Raw genomic sequence first — 16889 nt, 5'->3', positions numbered from 1 at the left:
GATTTAGGATCCTGACATGATGATAACGTACCAGTACCGAATTAAGCCTAACTCCGAACAAATTGCCATCATGGACAATTGGTTAGAGTTGTTGAGTCGGCACTGGAATTATGCGTTAGGGCAAAGGTTGGACTGGCTACATCGTACTCGTTGCCGGATTGACCGATGCTCAATTTCGAGAGAGTCAATTGGCGAAATACCTGAAACCGTCAATTATTACACTCAGCAATCAGCACTTAAGGAAACCAAAAAATTATTTCCTGAGTACAAAGATATTTATGCTGAAGTTCAGCAAATTAATATTCAAAGATTAGAAAAAGCTTGGTGGCGTTGGCTAACACCGGATAAAACCCTTAAACGTGCGGGTAGACCACGCTTTAAAAAGAAAGGTGAATTACGTTCGTTTTGTTTTTCTAGAGTCAATCACCCAAAAGCAGCTTGTTTTTTAACAGGAACTACATTAGGAATTCCCAGAATTGGAAAAATACCAGTAATTGTACATCGTCCTATCAATCAAGGATTTACACTCAAAACGGCAACCATTGTTAAAAAAGCCGATGGTTGGTATGTTTGCTTAAGCATAGAAGATGGCAGTATACCAACACTAATGCCAATAGATACCATAAAAACAGCAGTTGGCATTGATGTCGGTTTAGAAAAATTTTTAGCGATGTCAGACGGTAAAATTGTCCCGATTCAACAAACAAGAAGAAAAGCTCAAAATCATTTAGGTAGACAACAAAGGAAGTTAGCGAATCAACAAAAAGGCTCCGCAAACTATCAAAAGCAAGCTAATAAGGTCGCCAAAATTCATCAACGAATTCAAAGACAGCGAAAAGATTTTAATTATAAAACAGCACACTTCCTGGTAAGGCAATATGACTTAATTGCAGTTGAAGACCTGAATATAAAAGGACTTGCTCGTACTCACTGGGGTAAATCAATTTTAGATGCAGCTTGGGGAAGTTTCATTACGATACTGGAAGCAGTGGCGGTAATACGCGGCGTTCGTGTTGTTAAAGTTAACCCGAATAATACATCTCAAGATTGCTCAGGGTGTGGAGTTAAAGTTAAAAAAGATTTATCAATTAGGTGGCATTCTTGCCCTCATTGCCATACTGAATTAGACCGTGATATTAATGCGGCAATAAATATTTTAAAGAGAGCAATTGAGGATTTTAAAGCGGTGGGACTCATCGTTTCTGCTTGTGGAGGCTTAGAGATTACTCGGCCATTGAAACAAGAAGCAAAGGAAATGTTAGCTGGGTTTCAGTTAGCATAATTCTTGTGAAGCCCCCATTATACCGCTTCGGTTAACGGGGGAGAACGTCACACTTGCCCCACCCTTTCGCAACTTTCACAGCTCAAAACTTCGATTCAGTACGACACCCGGAAATTTAACAAACAATACCTTCAAAAAACTATTGACTTTTTAAATCAAATGTGTATTGAAAGACAAGACGTTCTCGAAATGTGGGAAAGCTCAAACAGCATTGCTTCGTAGCAGAAATCAGGCAGATTCCCTAACAATAGCAACCGCGCCCAACGGTGAAGACGGTGTTAATTGCTCAAACCATTGCGTTCGATTCTTTCTTCCTTCTTCCATCTTCCGACGGACTTACATCCGTTACATCCGTTACATCCGTTACATCCCGTACATTGATCGTTGCCGAACTTCCTTCTTCCTTCTTCCTTTTTCAAAAACAAAAGCGAAACATTTGCGAGCAATTGCGAGATAAAATCACCCCAAAAATCACCCGCAAACGATCCGCTACATCGATCGCGATTTCGATCGGCAAAGCAATTAAGACATCGCTTGAGCGATATAATCAAAATAAGGAGCAGCTTCCTTAGCATCATCTTGATTTAGCAAAGCCAAAGCAGCTTCCTTCAAACAGCGGATAGCTTCCACCATGCCAGGAACAGGAACGCCCAGAGAATTGTACATTTCCCGAACGCCAATCAAACCAATACTTTCGATCGGCTCCTTGTCACCCGCTAAGATACCGTAGGTAATCAGGCGCAAGTACCAGCCGTAGTCGCGCAGACACAAAGCCCGTTCGCGCTGGCCGTAAGCATTACCACCGGGAGAGATAAAATCAGGGCGTTTTTTCCAGAGTTTTTTGCTAGCTTCTTCAACAATTTTTTTCTCACTGTCAGACAGCGCAGTAGCAATACGCACCCGCTGTTCTCCCGTCTTAAAAAAATCATTGATGCTTTGGAGTTCGCCGGTACTGGGATAACGAAGTTCGTCATCGGCTTGGAGAATTAATTGGCTAACTACGCTCATTGTTATTCAAATTTGAGGATATTTGAGAAAAACATTCATTGACATTCCCATCTTTTTAAGATGAGATTCCTACTCAGGATACTTACCTTGCTGCTAACATTTATCAATCTTAGAAGTAGGCGGTAAATCTCAGTAAGCGTTATGCTTAGTGACTAAGCCAGTTTCCTTGTGTCCCAAGGTACTGTGGGAAAAATTCAAAAACTGCGATTGAGAGTTTGAATGCCGGCAGACATTTAGACTGTTTGACGAGTTTTGGCTGCTTGGCCCTAATAGCATATCGCACAGGTTCGATCGAGGGCAATCTACCGGCGTTACAGCAGCCGGGGCTCGGAAGCAGGAATACACTCTGCAATTGAGCTTGAGTGCGATGGCTTACTTCAATCTGAGACAGCGATCGTGCGTTACTATCTGAAATTTTACCACGACTGCTTCTAACGGCTTCCAAAACTACTCAGGTATTTGTTAATGACCAAATCTAAATTTTCCACGCGCAACTCGACGAAAGTGGCCAACCCTTGTCAGCAAGGTCAACTGGTTGAGATAGAAATTACCGACTTGACAGACACCGGCGACGGCGTTGGCCGCTTTGGCGAACTCGTGGTGTTTGTGCCCGATACCGTGACGGGCGATCGCATCCTAGCGCGCCTCGTGCAAGTCAAATCCACCTATGCTACAGGTAAGCTGGACACACTTCTGGAAGCATCCGAACACCGAATCCGAGCCAACTGCATTGTCGCAGATAAGTGCGGCGGCTGTCAGTGGCAGCACGTAGACTACGAATACCAGCTTGCAGCCAAGCAAAATCAAATTATTCAAGCCTTAGAACGGATTGGCGGATTTAGCAATCTGCAAGTCGATGAAATATTAACGGGAAAAATCGAAGGATTTCCCCAATTTTTGGGATACCGCAACAAAGCAACTTATCCGGTAGCAATTTCTGCCACAGGTCAAGTGCAAGCAGGTTACTATCAAAAAAGTACCCACAAATTAGTCAATCTCAATCAGTGTCCGGTGCAAGACCCGCGCCTCAATCCGTTATTAAAAGAAGTCAAAGAAGACATACACTGGAGAGATTGGCCAGTCTACGACGAAAAGAAACATACAGGAGAACTGCGTCATTTGTCCTTGCGAATCGGACGGCGCACCGGGGAAATGCTGCTAACTTTAATAGTTCGCACGGGAGACTTGCCGGGAATTGAAGCACAAGCGGCTGAGTGGCTGAAACACTATCCTCAACTTGTAGGTGTTTGTTTGAATGTGAATTCAGCTCAAACTAATGTAATTTTTGGTGCGGAAACTCGCTGTATTGCCGGTCAGTCCGATCTGCGAGAAAAATTTGCTGGTTTGAACTTTCAACTAAGGGCAGATACTTTTTTTCAGGTAAATACTGAGGCTGCCGAAGGGCTGTTGCAGGTGATTGTCGGGGAATTGAATTTGCAGGGAAATGAGGTTTTGGTTGACGCTTACTGCGGCATTGGGACTTTTACTTTACCGCTGGCCAAACAAGTCAAAATAGCGATCGGTTTAGAAGTGCAACCTGCTGCGATCGAGCAAGCTAAGCTAAATGCTGAATTAAATGATGTGAAAAATGTCGATTTTCAGGTGGGAACTGTAGAGAGTTTGCTGCCTGCTTTGGGATTGATACCGGATATTGTGTTATTAGATCCGCCGCGTAAAGGGTGCGATCGCGCGGTGTTGGAAACAATTAAGGAAATCAAGCCAAATCGGATTGTGTATGTTAGCTGCAAGCCTGCTACTTTGGCTCGCGACCTGAAGATTTTGTGCGAAAATGGGGATTATAAGTTAGCACGGGTGCAGCCGGCGGATTTCTTTCCTCAGACTTCTCATGTGGAGTGTGCGGCGTTTTTGGTGAGGTGAATTAAAGGGCGATCGTTGTTTAGTTAAATTCAATCATCGGCATCGGTGAACAGGGCTGACAAATCTCGATAACCACTGACTACTCGAAAAATCTCTACATCCTGTCCGATCGGCATATAGAGGATGAGATAGTTGTCTGTGGAGAGACTGCGAAGCAAGGGTAAAATTTCGTCTCTTTGTCGTCCAATATTGGGAAATTGAGCAATTTTGGCGAATTTAGCGTCAAGATTGCTTAAAAAGCGATCGGCTCGATCGAGTCCCGATCGACTAGCGATGTAGTCTGCAATTTGCTCAATGTCTTGAATTGCGGGTTGGGTGAGGCTTGCATTGTGGACTCATGCTTCTGAGGAAGTGTAACGCGAACGCAAATTAGCTCGAATTTGTGCCATTGCGGTTGCACCGTCTACGACTTCACCGTGTTGGGATGCAAGATGTCCAATCAGTGCGTCTTGTTGGAGTTCTTGCAGTCGTCCTTGATAAATGTCTTGCTGTTGTTCGAGTAGTTTAATGGCTGCGAGGATAACGTCGATCGCGCTGTTGTATTTGCCGCTGGTGAGTTGGCGCTGCACTAGGGCTTCGGCTTCAGGTGGCAAAACAATTTGCATGGTGTTTGAGATGAGGGGTGTTTATTCTATTGTAGGCGATTCTCTATAGGATAGCGGCGCTTTACGCCCTTCAGTTAGATTGGTTTGTTGAGGTGCGATCGCTTTGTTTAATTCTTTTGATTTTTGCTGACTGTTATAATACTATTTGTGCTAATGTCCTGTAGAGATAGATCCAAAAAGCAATGACATCAGCTTTAATTTATCCTCATATCGAGAAAGTAGCGGGTCAACCCGCACGGTTGCACCGGATACCCCGCGTGCGGGTTGCTCAGATTGTCATGGATTATCTAGCTTACGGTTGGTCAGTGGAAGAGATGTGCCGCCAGCATTCTTATTTGATGCAGTCAGAGGCTCATGCAGCAATGGCTTATTACTTCGACTTTCAAGTTGAAATTGAGCAGGAGATTCGGACGGAATGGGAGCAGGTACAACAGGACAAATCTCTGCTTTCGCCTTCACCATTTTTCGTAAGAATGCGAGCTAAGGGGTTGTTGTAAGTGGCATTGGAACTCATTGCTTTAGCCTCGGAATCTGATGAATGGATGAATGCTGTTGAGTATATTCCTTTTTAGTCAGTTGTACTCTCGATCTGGCGATCGGCTACAATCAAACAAGATTGATCGCCCTTCAGTTATATTGGTTGATTGAGGTGCGATCGCACACTATGGCTCCCCTTCATTCAATTCGCTCAAAACTTGGCGTTGCTGAATCAAGGTATGAATGCCCCGGTCATAGGAATATCGTCAAATTTCAAGTAATGTATTAATAACTTAATAGAATGCTTGAGCATTTCCTCACATTTAGAATAACAAAGAGTCTTGCGATGTAGCCTAGCTAGATAATGTCTTAGTCTTGTATTTTCCCCTTCTACTCGTGTCATATAAGTCTTACTAATAATCTGATCGCCATCAGGGATAAACATGGGATATACAGACCATCCATCTGTTACATAAAAATAGCATTTCCATGCACTTACTTTGTCCCATAATGGTTCAAACGTCTTAGCGCTATGATCCCCTAATACCCATCCTAAAATTCCTGGTTTAAAGTGGTCAACGGCTGTCCACAGCCATATTTTGTCTGTTTTTTTTTTCACATAAGTTTGTAATTCATCGAGTTCACCAACTTCTGGAATGACTTCAGGGTCATAAACATCTGGTAACAGTTTGCCGACTTGTTTTACCCAATTCATTACGGTGGTATGATGAACTCCTTTAACTCGTTCTATCCCTCGTAACCCCATACCATTGACGTACATTTTTAGGCAGTCACGTTTGATGCTCTCGCTATAGCCTCGCTGGGGTGCATACTCATTAATGAATTGACGACCACATTCGACACAAATGTGGTTTTGTTTTCCTTTTTTTTTGCCGTTTTTACGGATATGGGTTGATTTACATTCGCTTGCATTGCATAAATTATTCCTCCTGTTCATACTATAACTCAGCAACGCCCGAATTTTGAGCGCACCCAGCCAAATGTAGAGTCCTGGAATCAAAGTATCTAAACTGTAGGCGATGGATCGCATTTGAATATCGGGGGAATTAATCGGTTTTAAATACTATGGCTTTTCAGGTTTGGAAATGGACATGGCACTGATTCCTGTGCGGTATGGTTAAGTAATTTTAATTGTCAAGATTATTTAGGCAACTGCGAGTTCATAATCCAGAACTAAAATTTCATCTTCTTTCAAAATAGCCCTAGCGTATTCACGAGATTGGTTATTAGAATATTCTACTAAATACTGGCATTTTTTCCCCGTAGCATACACTTCTTGGTAATCTTGAATCTCTTTAAGATTAGCACAAATAGTCACAGTCACAGGAAATTGTAAGGTGCGTCAGACATTAATTATTTCGATTTCAACAAGTTTTTCGGATCTGACGCACCCTACGAACAGTATTTCGATCGCCCTAACCACCAACTAACTACCAACTAAATACAAACGAGCTCCAGTCCGGGCTGAATCGCGGGGAGTCCAGAAGTATAGAATAGAGGTTGCAGAACCGGCACACCGCCCGATCGCTCGCCGCCAGCAATTTGTTACCCTAAAAATAGAATCAAACCTCCCTCAACTCCCTGTCATGAACAACGCCTCTCCCCTAATTCAAACCGTCACACCCGAACGCTGGGCCGGGTTTAGTATGGACTTTATCGGGGCGGGTTACACGGGGCTGTTGGTCAAAAACGGCCGCGCCGTGCGTACCCTGAAATCCGGGCGGCATTTCAGCTTCGCCCTTCCCCTGCTGGAACAGTGTCAAATTGTCATCGTAGACACCAAACTCCGCAATTTGGATGTACAGTCGCACGGAGATTTTTTGTCTAAGGATAGATTTTTAATTGATGCGACTCTGACGGTTATTTATCAAGTTATAGATCCGAAACGAGTAGCTTTAGAATTGTCCGATCCTCTAGCTGTTTTAGCAAGTGCAGTTAAGGATTGTATGGGATTAGCGATCGGGCAAATTCCCCTACAACAGCTTATCACCCAAGGCCGGCTCTTGCTGCGCCAAAATTTGCTCGATCGCGTCCAAGATTTTTATACCCTAGGTTTTAACTTAGAAGACGTGCGAATTGGCGATGTCAGCTTTCCCGAAACCAACGGAGTTATTCGCCAAGTTGAGGGAATGAGTGCTCGACAAGAAGCAGAAAATGCCGCCGCCCTGCAAATGAGAATTGCCGAAGCGGGCCGCCCGATCGCGCCTCAAGCGCCAGTACAGCAGTTAAACTTAATTTCAGGTCATTCTCCCGCGAGTCTTCCAGCTTCTGACACAGCAGCAGCATTCGATCGCGATTTGCAACAACTGACAGAACAACTCGCCCAAAACAGTCTCCCACCTGCGAGAAATTCACCTTCACTTGCACCGACGGTACTCGCCAGCAGCGATCGCAAAAACACCGCATATTTAATCTACAAGTTTTCTGGACAGGCGATCGGTTTAACGGCCAATCCTTTTACAATTGGACGCGAACCAACTAACACTTTAGTATTGCAAGATCCGCAAAGTTCGCGCTACCACGCCCAGATTCGCAGGGCCACTGACGAAGTTGGCAAACAGCGATATCAACTTGTCGATAGCGGCAGTTCCAACGGCACTTTTGTGGGCGGACAGAGGCTGGCTGCTAACGACCCTTTTTGGTTAGCCAACGGTTGCGAAATTGCGATCGGCGACCAAAAATGGGTGTTTCAAGATTCGTGATTGAAAGATATGAAGATTTTTTTAAACAGCAGATCAACACAGATAAATCCCATCAGCGTTCATCTGTGTTTATCTGTTAACATCTGCAGTTTAAAAATCCCAATCTAAGTAACTTGCTTTAATCACGATATACAAGTAATAGATTCCGAATCTACCGTCAACAATAGAACTCTTGCAAAAATCCAAAGCACCCCACCCCAACCCTCCCCTTATTAAGGGGAGGGAGCAAGATTATTCTTGTTTCTCCCCGCGGAAGGGGGGACTAAGGGGGGTCAATTTGACTTTTGCAAGAGGTCTAATATGAAGATTTGTTTAAACAGCAGATCGACGCAGATCAACACAGATTAATTCCATCGCCTTTCATCTGTCAGGTTTCTGTAGGGGCGTTGTCAAGAGTCCCCGCCTTTGGGACACAGATTGACAAATTGTCCCTCCCCAATTCCCTATACTCCCAGGTAGAAGTCTCTTCCCAATCTTAGGGGGGATATCTCCACAAGCGTTTCGAGCGATAATTTGTCAAGATTGAAAATATAACGAGAGGACAACCCCATGAACTTTTCTATACAATCTGTTTACAACTGGTATCGCGACACGCTCCGCAACCCCAAGTACCGCTGGTGGATTATTCTGGGAACGTTGGCATATCTAGTCAGCCCGATCGACATTGCGCCCGATTTTCTCCCCGTAATCGGACAAATTGACGACTTGGCGATCGCAGTATTGCTGATTTCGGAAGTCTCGCAAATGGCTACCGACTATTTTAAATCCCGCCAAACAGAGACAGCATCAGCCTCCCAAGCCACCGGCAGCCCCTCGGACACTACAGCGAGTACCGTTGATGTAGATGCAGTTTCCGTTCAATAGTTGACAAAAACAATCGATCGCTACAACCCCGATTTCTGTGAGAAGTCGGGGTTTTTGTTTTTTCAATGCCAACTGCTCGGATCGTGCTCCAAAGCTGGTACTTTTAACTATGATCCATCTGTGTTAACAACAAATTTTTATAAATGAAGTTTAGCGAAATAGTAGAGAAACTTAATTTAGCCAACAACCACAGCCTCAAATCCTCCAGCGCGGACGATCGAGAAATTACAGGCCCCGCCCCAGTCGATGAAGCTGCACCCGGTACTATCAGTTATATAGAAGGAGCTAAATTTGCCGCTCATACAGCCACTACAAACGCTTCCGCCTTAATTTTACCCTTAGACGAAAACCTGCAAGCTCAATGCAGCGATCGCAACATTGCTTGGATAGCCGCAGCAGATCCGCGATTGTTATTTGCTCAAACGATCGCCCTTTTCTATCAACCGTTTCGCCCACCATCCGAAATTCATCCCTCAGCCGTCGTTCACCCCAGCGCAGAAATCGGTGAAAATGTCAGTATCGGGCCCCACAGCGTAATTCAAGCAAAAGTCAAAATTGGCAGCAACGCTTGCATTCACCCAAATGTCGTAATTTACCCGGATGCGGAAATAGGCGAAAACACTGTTTTACACGCTAACTGCGTGATTCACGAACGTACTCGCATCGGGGCAAATTGCGTGATTCACAGCGGTGCGGCGATCGGTTCCGAAGGTTTTGGGTTCGTGCCGACAGCCTCCGGGTGGGTGAAAATGGAGCAGTCTGGCTGCACCGTATTAGAAGAGGGTGTTGAGGTTGGCTGCAACAGCACGATCGACAGGCCCGCCGTCGGAGAAACCCGCATCGGCCAGAATACAAAAATCGACAACTTAGTACAGGTAGGTCACGGCTGTCAAGTCGGGAAAAATTGCGCGTTTGCCGCTCACGTTGGCATGGCTGGCGGGGTGAAAATTGGCAACAATGTAATTTTGGCAGGTCAAGTTGGCATTGCCAATCAAGCTAAAATCGGAGATGGGGCGATCGCCACAGCCAAAGCCGGAATTCACAACGACGTACCCGCAGGCGCGATCGTCACCGGCACTCCAGCAATTCCCCACAAACTATTTCTCAAAGCCACAGCTATTTACAACCGCCTTCCAGAAATGTACCAGTCTCTAAGGCAAATTCAGCGCAAGATCGATCGGTAGTCAGTTGGCAGTTGGCAGTTGACAGTTGGCAGTTGGCAGTAGTTAGTAGTTAGTAGTCAGTAGTCAGTAGTTAGTAGTTAGTAGTTAGTAGTCAGTAGTCAGTAGTCAGTAGTTGTTGGGAATTTGTCAGTAGTTGTTGGGAATTTGTCAGTAGTTGTTGGGAATTTGTCAGTAGTTGTTGGTTACTTGCTACGAATTCCCAATTGCCAATTCTCAATTCCCAATAACAACTAACAAATAACAACTAACAAATAACAATTCCCAATAACAACTAACAATCAACAATCAACAATCAACAATCAACAATCAACAGTCAACAGTCAACAGTGAACAGTATTATAGTTGCAACCCATTAAATGTGGAATAGTATCAACAACCTGCGACTGATGTCGCCGTCAATACCAGCAATTATCAAAATAATCTTGTTTTTCTCAACTTGGATTGCTGTGTGGCTACCCGTAGCGATCGTACTGGCGATCGCCCTCAAATGGCATCCGCCCCAACCTTTGGGAAACAAAAAACTACCTTTACTCGCTTCCCTATACCTGATTGTACCCTTCATTTTGTGGGCGACAAGTTGGATCGAAAACACAACTTTTGCTAGTTGGGGTTGGGATTGGCAACCCGCAGTTGTGATGTCATTACTGGGGGGATTAGGATTAGGAATAATCAGCTTAGTAATTTTATTCGGTCTACAATTAACCGCAGGCTGGATCGAGTTAAAAAAAGGTGAAATTTCCACCGAAACAGGCGAAAAAAACATTAATTTCTGGGCATTAATCATTAATCCTGCTAGTCTGCTGACTCTGTTATTAGGACTGTGGATTAGCGCCACAGAAGAGTTAATCTTTCGCGGCTGCTTGCAAACAATCCTCCAGCAAGATTACTCAATATTAATAGCAGGTGCGATCGCCAGTTTCATATTCGCGATCGCCCACCTCATTTGGGCCGCCAAAGAAACCCTACCGCAACTGCCGGGATTGTGGCTGATGGGCATGGTTTTAACCTTAGCCCGCATCGCCGACAATGGCAGTTTAGGATTGGCGATCGGCATTCACGCAGCTTGGATTTGGGGTATAACTACCGTAGATACAGAAGGCGCAATTAAACCAACTTCTAAGGTACCGGAATGGATTACAGGAATAGCAGCAAAACCCCTAGCCGGTGCAGCCGGAATTCTGTTATTGCTAGCAACAGCAGCCGTAATTTTGTTAATTAAAAATTAAAACCTAATATCCCCAACCCCTTTAAAATTACCTATTCTCTTCCTCTGCGCCCTCTGCGCCCTCTGCGGTAAAAAAAAGATTACATTCAATAAAAAAACAAAACATAGATAACACAGCCATTAATCAGCAGTTAAAAATCAGACATTAATTCAAATGTCGATCGATAGTCACAATCGAAATTGGATTCAGCGCCTCAAAACGAGTCAAACTGCCCGCAGAAATAGAACGCGACAACTGCACCTGCAGAATTCGGTAACTCCAGTGCGGTTCCCGGCGCACCCGATCGCCAATCCAGCTCAAAACAGTAGCAATATCCTCAAAAACATCCAAAGCTAGGACGATCGAGCCTCCAGCGAGCAGCCGCAGGGCGCAAACGCCCAAAATTTTGGTCAGCCCTTCACCGCAGCAGCCAATAAAAATCCGGTGCGGCGGGCGCAAGCGGTGCAAAATTTCCGGTGCCCTGCCATGAATCGAAAGCACGTTTTGCAGCTCAAAACGACTACAATTAAGTTCGATCGCAGAAGTACCAGAAACCGTTTGTTCGATCGCGTATACCTCAGACTGCGGGAATAATCGAGCAATCTCGATCGACACAGAACCGTTACCAGCACCCACATCCCAGACAACTTGTTCCGGCCGCAAAGCCAACTGTGCCAGCACCAACACCCGCACCTCCCGTTCCACCGTCAAACCAAGCCTGTCACCGCCACCGATAAAAGCTGCATCGGGAATCCCCAACAAAGGCAAACTTGCCAAATCCAAAGCTTCTGCTGGCGGGAACACCCTCTGCATTACAACCACGCTCAGAAGTGAAAAAGACTCTCGCAGCAAAGCTTCTAGAGAATACAAGCCAACCTTCTCCTCTGGAGAACCCAAATTTTCGCAAACCCAAAACTGATAGCGTGCCGGCAAATCTAGAGCTTTCACCAAATTTGCTAAAGCCGCCGGAGTGAGAGTTTCGTCCGCGAGCACGGCAATTTTTTCCACACCTAACTTGAGTTTTGCCGTCAATTCCTCAAAATAACGTCCCTGGGAGGCCACAAAATGAGCATCCTGCCACGGGATTTGCAAGCGGTTGAAGGCCAGTTGCACCGAGCTCACATGGGGGTGAAATGTCAATTTATCTGGCGGAATTTGGGAAATTAGTAACTTTCCCCAGCCGTGGAACATGGGGTCGCCGGCTACTAAAATGACGATCGAACCTCGGCCTCTTTCCACAGTTTCCGCATCCGCCTCTAACTGCGGTACTTCCGCCAGCCAGCGCCGAATTTCCAGAATTGCTTCGGTTGAATCTTCCAACACCCAGCGCTCTCGGCCGCGATCGGGAAAATAGCTCAAATGTCGATCGCTCCCTACCAGCAGAGCGGCCGTTTCTACAACCTGCCGCGCCGATTCGCTCAGCCCAGCAGCTCCATCTAAACCAATACCAACAACGTGTACAGTCACTATTTAAGCAAAAAGTAAAAAACCAGAATTACTGATTTTTCCGGGTTTATCATAAATTTTTTGCTTGATTTTGTTACCAAGCCAGAATAATTAAAGCATTTAATATCGCCTTTCTCAGAAAGATGAGGCACTATCCGGCATCGGGCATCGGGCCTAAAAGCATCGGGCATCGGGCATCGGGCCTAAAAGCATACCTCACTTTTGTGAGAACCGCTATAGGCAGTATCCTGACCCTTGAAACAGAGGAGATGCCAGAGGCGGAGAAGGGGAGAATGGAGAGTGGGGAGAATGGAGAGTGGGGAGAATTTTCCTTGATTGAGTCCTCTGAATTCTGACTTGTATCCGTTAAATTCCCTACCTAGCTCGTTGCCGAACTTCCCTCTTCCCTCTTCCCTCTTCCCTCTTCCTGATGACGTTGGACGGAAAGCTCGGGGGGGGGACAGCACTAATGACTGATGACTAATGACTAATGACTACTGACTACTGACTAATGACTGATGACTAATGACTGATGACTAATGACTAATGACTACTGACTACTGACTAATGACTGATGACTAATGACTAATGACTAATGACTAATGACTTCCTTAAAATTCAAAAACAGGCCAATCCGGTTGCCGCACGTAGCTAGTCATGTCGTCAAACTTCCGCAGTTCGGCTCGGTGCACGCACAGTTCTTGTGGCGTGTCAAGCCATTGGTCATTTAACTCAGACATCACGGCGACCAAACGATCGCGGTCTAAATTCGGCCCGGTGTCCCCAAAATAAGCCAGAGTAATGTGTGCCGTCAAATGATATTGCTGTTCAATTCCTAAAGCAATTAAATCGGGATTTTGATAGATCGATCGCCGAAACTCTAGAATTTGCTTGTAAGAGTTTTCGTCAGTCGGTGCCAAACAAACACCCACAGCCCTAGTCATCACCATCAACCCCAGCACAGTCCAGCGAATCTCCGGGCCTCCCGCCAAGGGTTTGCAGGTGGCAAAACACTCTTTCATTCGATCGCGCAGTTGCTCTTCAAATTCTGGATTGTTCTCAGAAGCATCTTGAAAAGCGCTGCTCCAAATCAGATCTGCCACGGTTAAATGGAAGCTATCAGGAGGCAGTGCTACGATCGCACCGTCCGCGATTTCCTGCAATAGCCGTTGTTGGACTGACTGCAAATTACTATAAAGAGCAGTATTTTCTGCATCTTCCCCCGCAGGTGGCGTAATCACCGAATAACCCGGAAAAGGTACAGGATTTCTGTGACCGGCTTCATCAGGCTTAAATTTTGGAGATTCCTGGATGTGTTCCATCTGGGACTTATAGGAGTCCAGCAGCGTCATTCGCGCCACCCGGTTTACGTAAGCTTGATAAGTATCATCCAATCTTGATTTCCTCGCGGTGAAATACTCCCACACCAAATTTTATATTATGGTGCGGGCTTCCAACAGTCGGATTCAGGATATGTTGGACAAGCCGACGATCGTGCGACTCAAATTTTTTCCTGTACAGAGCTTTAAATATGCAGTTTTACCTATTTTGGGGGGAAGACGACTTTGCGATCGCGCAAGCAGTCACAAAATTGCGCCAAACAGTCCTCGACCCCAACTGGGCTAGTTTTAACTATGACAAGATAATTGCCGATCGGCCCGAAGCAGTGATCGAAGGACTCGATCGAGCCTTAACACCCCCCTTCGGTAGCGGCAGCCGTTTTGTCTGGCTGACAAATACGACTCTCACCCAGCAGTGTTCTCCAGAACTCTTGGCCCAATTGGAACGGACGCTGCCGGTGATTCCCCCTACAACAGTGTTGCTGCTGACATCCGTCAAAAAACCCGACAGCCGGCTCAAATCTACCAAGCTACTCAACAAGTCCGGCGAATTTCGCGAATTTTCACCGATTCCGCCTTGGAATGACAAGGAATTAGCCCAGCGGGCGCGCCAAGTTGCCGGCGAAATGAATGTCAAATTGACCGCCACGGCGATCGAACTTTTGGCCGAATCCATCGGTAGCGATACCCGTCAGCTATACAGCGAATTGGAAAAATTACGACTCTTTGCCGGCAACCGCAGCCAACCTCTCAACCCGGAGGAAGTAGCCGCATTAGTGCACTGTCACGCCCAGAATACCTTCCAACTAGCCGATGCAATTCGCGAGGGCAATACGGGAGGTGCTTTGGAGTTATTGGCGGGCTTAGCGGCCAAAAACGAGCCTGGTTTGAGGATTGTGGCAGGCTTGACTGGTAAGTTTCGGATTTGGCTGTGGGTAAAGGCAATGATCCAAGCGGGCGAGGGCGACGATAAAATTGCTCGATCTCTAGACCTTGGCAATCCCAAACGCATATACTATTTTCGTCAAGAAGTCAAGAACGCCAGCTTAGAAAAACTGCAAAAAAGTTTGCCGTTGCTCCTAGAATTAGAAGCTTCTTTAAAACGGGGCCGGGAAGAAATCTCAACTCTGCAAACCAAAGTTATAGAACTTTCTAGCTTGTTTCGCTGATGTCCTCTGCTGGCAGCAGGAGCAGCCCGAAGCGTCGATTTGAGATTGATTTGAAACTTCGGCGCGAGACGTTCGGTTCGGCTGCTCTCACCGCGCGAACCCGTTGCCACCTCTACTGCCGAACCGTCCAAGTTTCTCAAATTTTGGGAGTCTGCCAGGAGTGCAGGAAAATTATAACCGTTTTTGGGCGAGATTACTGTAAATTTTTACAACAAATTTTGCTCGCGCCTGTGTGCTTGATGCCCGATCGCAGGTCAAAAGGTTTTGAATAGATACGAGAAATAGTCTCAGAATGCCACACTAGAAGCTAATGTGGTAAATAAATATTGTCCGCGGCCTAACGCCGATCGGTTAATAATATTATTTGCCGGCTCTCCAACCCCCCCCCAAAAAAAAAAGAGCGCTACCCATGACACAACAAAACCTGCAGGAACTTCTCAAGCAGGGCGATCCAGATACGATCGCATCTAGCATCAACCGTACACTCCAACCCAAAGGCATCAAAGCCGACGTGACGCGGGACAACGGCTGCCTCCACATAATTTTGGAGTCCAGCAAAGTACCGAGTCAAATGGCATTGGTCGATTTCATCCGCAACGGGATGACGAATTTGGGAGTCGAATCAATTCATACTGTCAAGGTTTACGGACGTCGAACAGGTGACGGCTCGGCTGCGTGGGAAGATGAAATAAATCTGATGCCCGAAGAGTCGCTTTACCCCTCCGAGAGTGGAATACCTGATGATTCTATAGGTTTAGATGATGTCGAACCCGAAGACGAAGACTATTATCAAGAATCAGAATTCGATCGAGATGACGGCGACGAAGACGAAGACGAAGACGAACACGAAGATATAGCCACGCCTGCGAAAAAACAATTCCCCAAATGGGTAATACCTGTGGGTATCTTAGTGCCTGTGGTGGCGATCGCAGGGCTTTACTTCACGGGAAATTTGCCCTTCGGCGGCTCGAACCCAGAACCAAGCGTCCCCGAAGCTGCTTCCCCCTCCCCCAAAGCCTCATCTGGCGCATCAAAAACCCCCACCGCACCCTCTCCAAACGCATCTGGCGCAACTCCAAAGCCAGTCTCTCCTGTACCCAAAGCCTCTCCCACAGCAGCGCCCGCCAGCCCAGCTCCGACATCTCCAGCGCCCAAGGCAGCTTCTCCTGCACCAAAAGCCGTCGCGCCTAAGCCAGATCCTTGGAGAGAAGGCGTTAACAACGCTCAGAAGGCGGCTGTGTTGGCCCAGACGGCTCAGTCTCAAAATGAGTGGATTGCAGTAGCAAGCGAGTGGCAGAAAGCGGTTGGGCTGATGAGAGCCGTGCCGTCAACTAGCCCGAACTATCAAAAGGCTCAGCAAAAAGCGACAGAGTATCAGGCTAATCTGATTGTGGCCAACCGCAGGGCGGCGGCAGCGCCTTAAGCTTTTCTGTTTCAAGATGCACTCGTTGGGTGGGGGATTTCTTGGGATGATGTGAAAGCCCAAAATTAGACTGGGTATGGGGAGACGGGGATACCGCTAAAGGTATCAATGGCTAGGAGCATCTTAGTTGGGCAAAAAGCATTTTTTGATTGATGTGATCGCACATCAAATGCCAAACACCAGATGCTCCTCAATGGCTTTACTGGATGTGAACTACCAGACGCTGATGCGTAGCATACAGCACTGGCTTCCTGATTCATTGGGATGTGCTGTTGCTATCCGTTG

General features: G+C 46.3%; 16 protein-coding genes and 1 pseudogene. 9 read left to right on the top strand and 8 right to left on the bottom strand.

Features of this window, described 5'->3' with window-relative positions; translation table 11 throughout:
* Nucleotides 1-16 precede the first annotated feature (16 nt).
* Nucleotides 17-1282: an RNA-guided endonuclease InsQ/TnpB family protein gene (locus QUB13_RS01780; RefSeq protein WP_333378278.1), complete on the top strand. Its 1266-nt coding sequence runs from the start codon at nt 17-19 to the stop codon at nt 1280-1282.
* 278 nt (nt 1283-1560) lie between these two features.
* On the opposite strand, the gene QUB13_RS01775 is transcribed toward QUB13_RS01780, so the two are convergent.
* Together QUB13_RS01775 and apcD are read right to left on the bottom strand one after the other, a co-directional pair.
* A complete protein-coding gene (locus tag QUB13_RS01775) occupies nt 1561-1707 on the bottom strand; it encodes a hypothetical protein (protein WP_333378275.1) in 147 nt (48 codons plus the stop codon).
* Between the two features lie 97 nt (nt 1708-1804).
* Complete coding sequence (gene apcD / locus QUB13_RS01770) at nt 1805-2290, bottom strand: allophycocyanin subunit alpha-B (protein WP_194011261.1); 486 nt, start codon at nt 2288-2290, stop codon at nt 1805-1807.
* Nucleotides 2291-2755: 465 nt separating this feature from the next.
* On the opposite strand from apcD, the gene rlmD reads away from it, so the two are divergent.
* Nucleotides 2756-4168, top strand: a complete 1413-nt coding sequence (gene rlmD, locus QUB13_RS01765; protein WP_333195500.1) for a 23S rRNA (uracil(1939)-C(5))-methyltransferase RlmD — start codon at nt 2756-2758, stop codon at nt 4166-4168.
* A gap of 29 nt (nt 4169-4197) precedes the next feature.
* On the opposite strand, the pseudogene QUB13_RS01760 reads toward rlmD, so the two are convergent.
* A pseudogene (locus tag QUB13_RS01760) lies at nt 4198-4476 on the bottom strand (type II toxin-antitoxin system RelE/ParE family toxin); the annotation flags it as partial.
* Nucleotides 4477-4503: 27 nt separating this feature from the next.
* Nucleotides 4504-4773 carry a ribbon-helix-helix domain-containing protein gene (locus tag QUB13_RS01755; RefSeq protein WP_333378270.1) on the bottom strand — a complete coding sequence of 90 codons (270 nt, stop codon included), beginning with the start codon at nt 4771-4773 and terminating at the stop codon, nt 4504-4506.
* A 182-nt stretch (nt 4774-4955) separates the two neighbouring features.
* Between QUB13_RS01755 and QUB13_RS01750 the strand changes: the two genes are divergently transcribed.
* The gene (locus QUB13_RS01750) at nt 4956-5270 is read left to right on the top strand and encodes a DUF433 domain-containing protein (RefSeq protein WP_333378267.1); all 315 of its coding nucleotides are present in this window, start codon (nt 4956-4958) and stop codon (nt 5268-5270) included.
* A 212-nt stretch (nt 5271-5482) separates the two neighbouring features.
* Here QUB13_RS01750 and QUB13_RS01745 read toward each other — a convergent pair whose 3' ends face one another.
* Together QUB13_RS01745 and QUB13_RS01740 are read right to left on the bottom strand one after the other, a co-directional pair.
* Nucleotides 5483-6208, bottom strand: coding sequence for an IS1 family transposase (locus tag QUB13_RS01745; protein ID WP_333378898.1), 726 nt, complete (start codon nt 6206-6208; stop codon nt 5483-5485).
* Between the two features lie 207 nt (nt 6209-6415).
* The gene (locus QUB13_RS01740; protein ID WP_333378264.1) at nt 6416-6595 is read right to left on the bottom strand and encodes a hypothetical protein; all 180 of its coding nucleotides are present in this window, start codon (nt 6593-6595) and stop codon (nt 6416-6418) included.
* Between the two features lie 262 nt (nt 6596-6857).
* Here QUB13_RS01740 and QUB13_RS01735 point away from each other — a divergent pair, with 262 nt between their 5' ends.
* The 4 genes from QUB13_RS01735 (at nt 6858) to QUB13_RS01720 (ending at nt 11247) form a co-directional block, all read left to right on the top strand.
* Nucleotides 6858-7973, top strand: coding sequence for an SPFH domain-containing protein (locus QUB13_RS01735; RefSeq protein ID WP_333378261.1), 1116 nt, complete (start codon nt 6858-6860; stop codon nt 7971-7973).
* Between the two features lie 549 nt (nt 7974-8522).
* Nucleotides 8523-8837 (top strand): YkvA family protein, encoded by a 315-nt coding sequence (locus QUB13_RS01730; protein ID WP_194066177.1) that lies wholly within the window; start codon nt 8523-8525, stop codon nt 8835-8837.
* Between the two features lie 143 nt (nt 8838-8980).
* Complete coding sequence (lpxD, locus tag QUB13_RS01725) at nt 8981-10021, top strand: UDP-3-O-(3-hydroxymyristoyl)glucosamine N-acyltransferase (RefSeq protein ID WP_333378258.1); 1041 nt, start codon at nt 8981-8983, stop codon at nt 10019-10021.
* Between the two features lie 356 nt (nt 10022-10377).
* Nucleotides 10378-11247: a CPBP family intramembrane glutamic endopeptidase gene (locus tag QUB13_RS01720; protein WP_333378255.1), complete on the top strand. Its 870-nt coding sequence runs from the start codon at nt 10378-10380 to the stop codon at nt 11245-11247.
* Between the two features lie 144 nt (nt 11248-11391).
* Here the strand turns inward: QUB13_RS01720 and cbiE are convergent, their stop codons facing one another.
* Complete coding sequence (gene cbiE, locus QUB13_RS01715; RefSeq protein ID WP_333378252.1) at nt 11392-12693, bottom strand: precorrin-6y C5,15-methyltransferase (decarboxylating) subunit CbiE; 1302 nt, start codon at nt 12691-12693, stop codon at nt 11392-11394.
* Nucleotides 12694-13283: 590 nt separating this feature from the next.
* Nucleotides 13284-14024: a DUF1868 domain-containing protein gene (locus tag QUB13_RS01710; RefSeq protein WP_333091350.1), complete on the bottom strand. Its 741-nt coding sequence runs from the start codon at nt 14022-14024 to the stop codon at nt 13284-13286.
* A 179-nt stretch (nt 14025-14203) separates the two neighbouring features.
* On the opposite strand from QUB13_RS01710, the gene holA reads away from it, so the two are divergent.
* Together holA and QUB13_RS01700 are read left to right on the top strand one after the other, a co-directional pair.
* Nucleotides 14204-15181 (top strand): DNA polymerase III subunit delta, encoded by a 978-nt coding sequence (gene holA / locus QUB13_RS01705; RefSeq protein ID WP_333378249.1) that lies wholly within the window; start codon nt 14204-14206, stop codon nt 15179-15181.
* Nucleotides 15182-15590: 409 nt separating this feature from the next.
* On the top strand, nt 15591-16604 hold the full coding sequence (locus QUB13_RS01700; protein ID WP_333091229.1) for a hypothetical protein: 1014 nt from the start codon (nt 15591-15593) through the stop codon (nt 16602-16604).
* Nucleotides 16605-16889: the final 285 nt, after the last annotated feature.

This window comes from Microcoleus sp. B4-D4 (genome assembly GCF_036705185.1).
Taxonomy (GTDB): domain Bacteria; phylum Cyanobacteriota; class Cyanobacteriia; order Cyanobacteriales; family Microcoleaceae; genus Microcoleus.
Note: the sequence above shows the minus strand (reverse complement) of the source record. Positions and strands in the feature narration are given on the sequence as shown.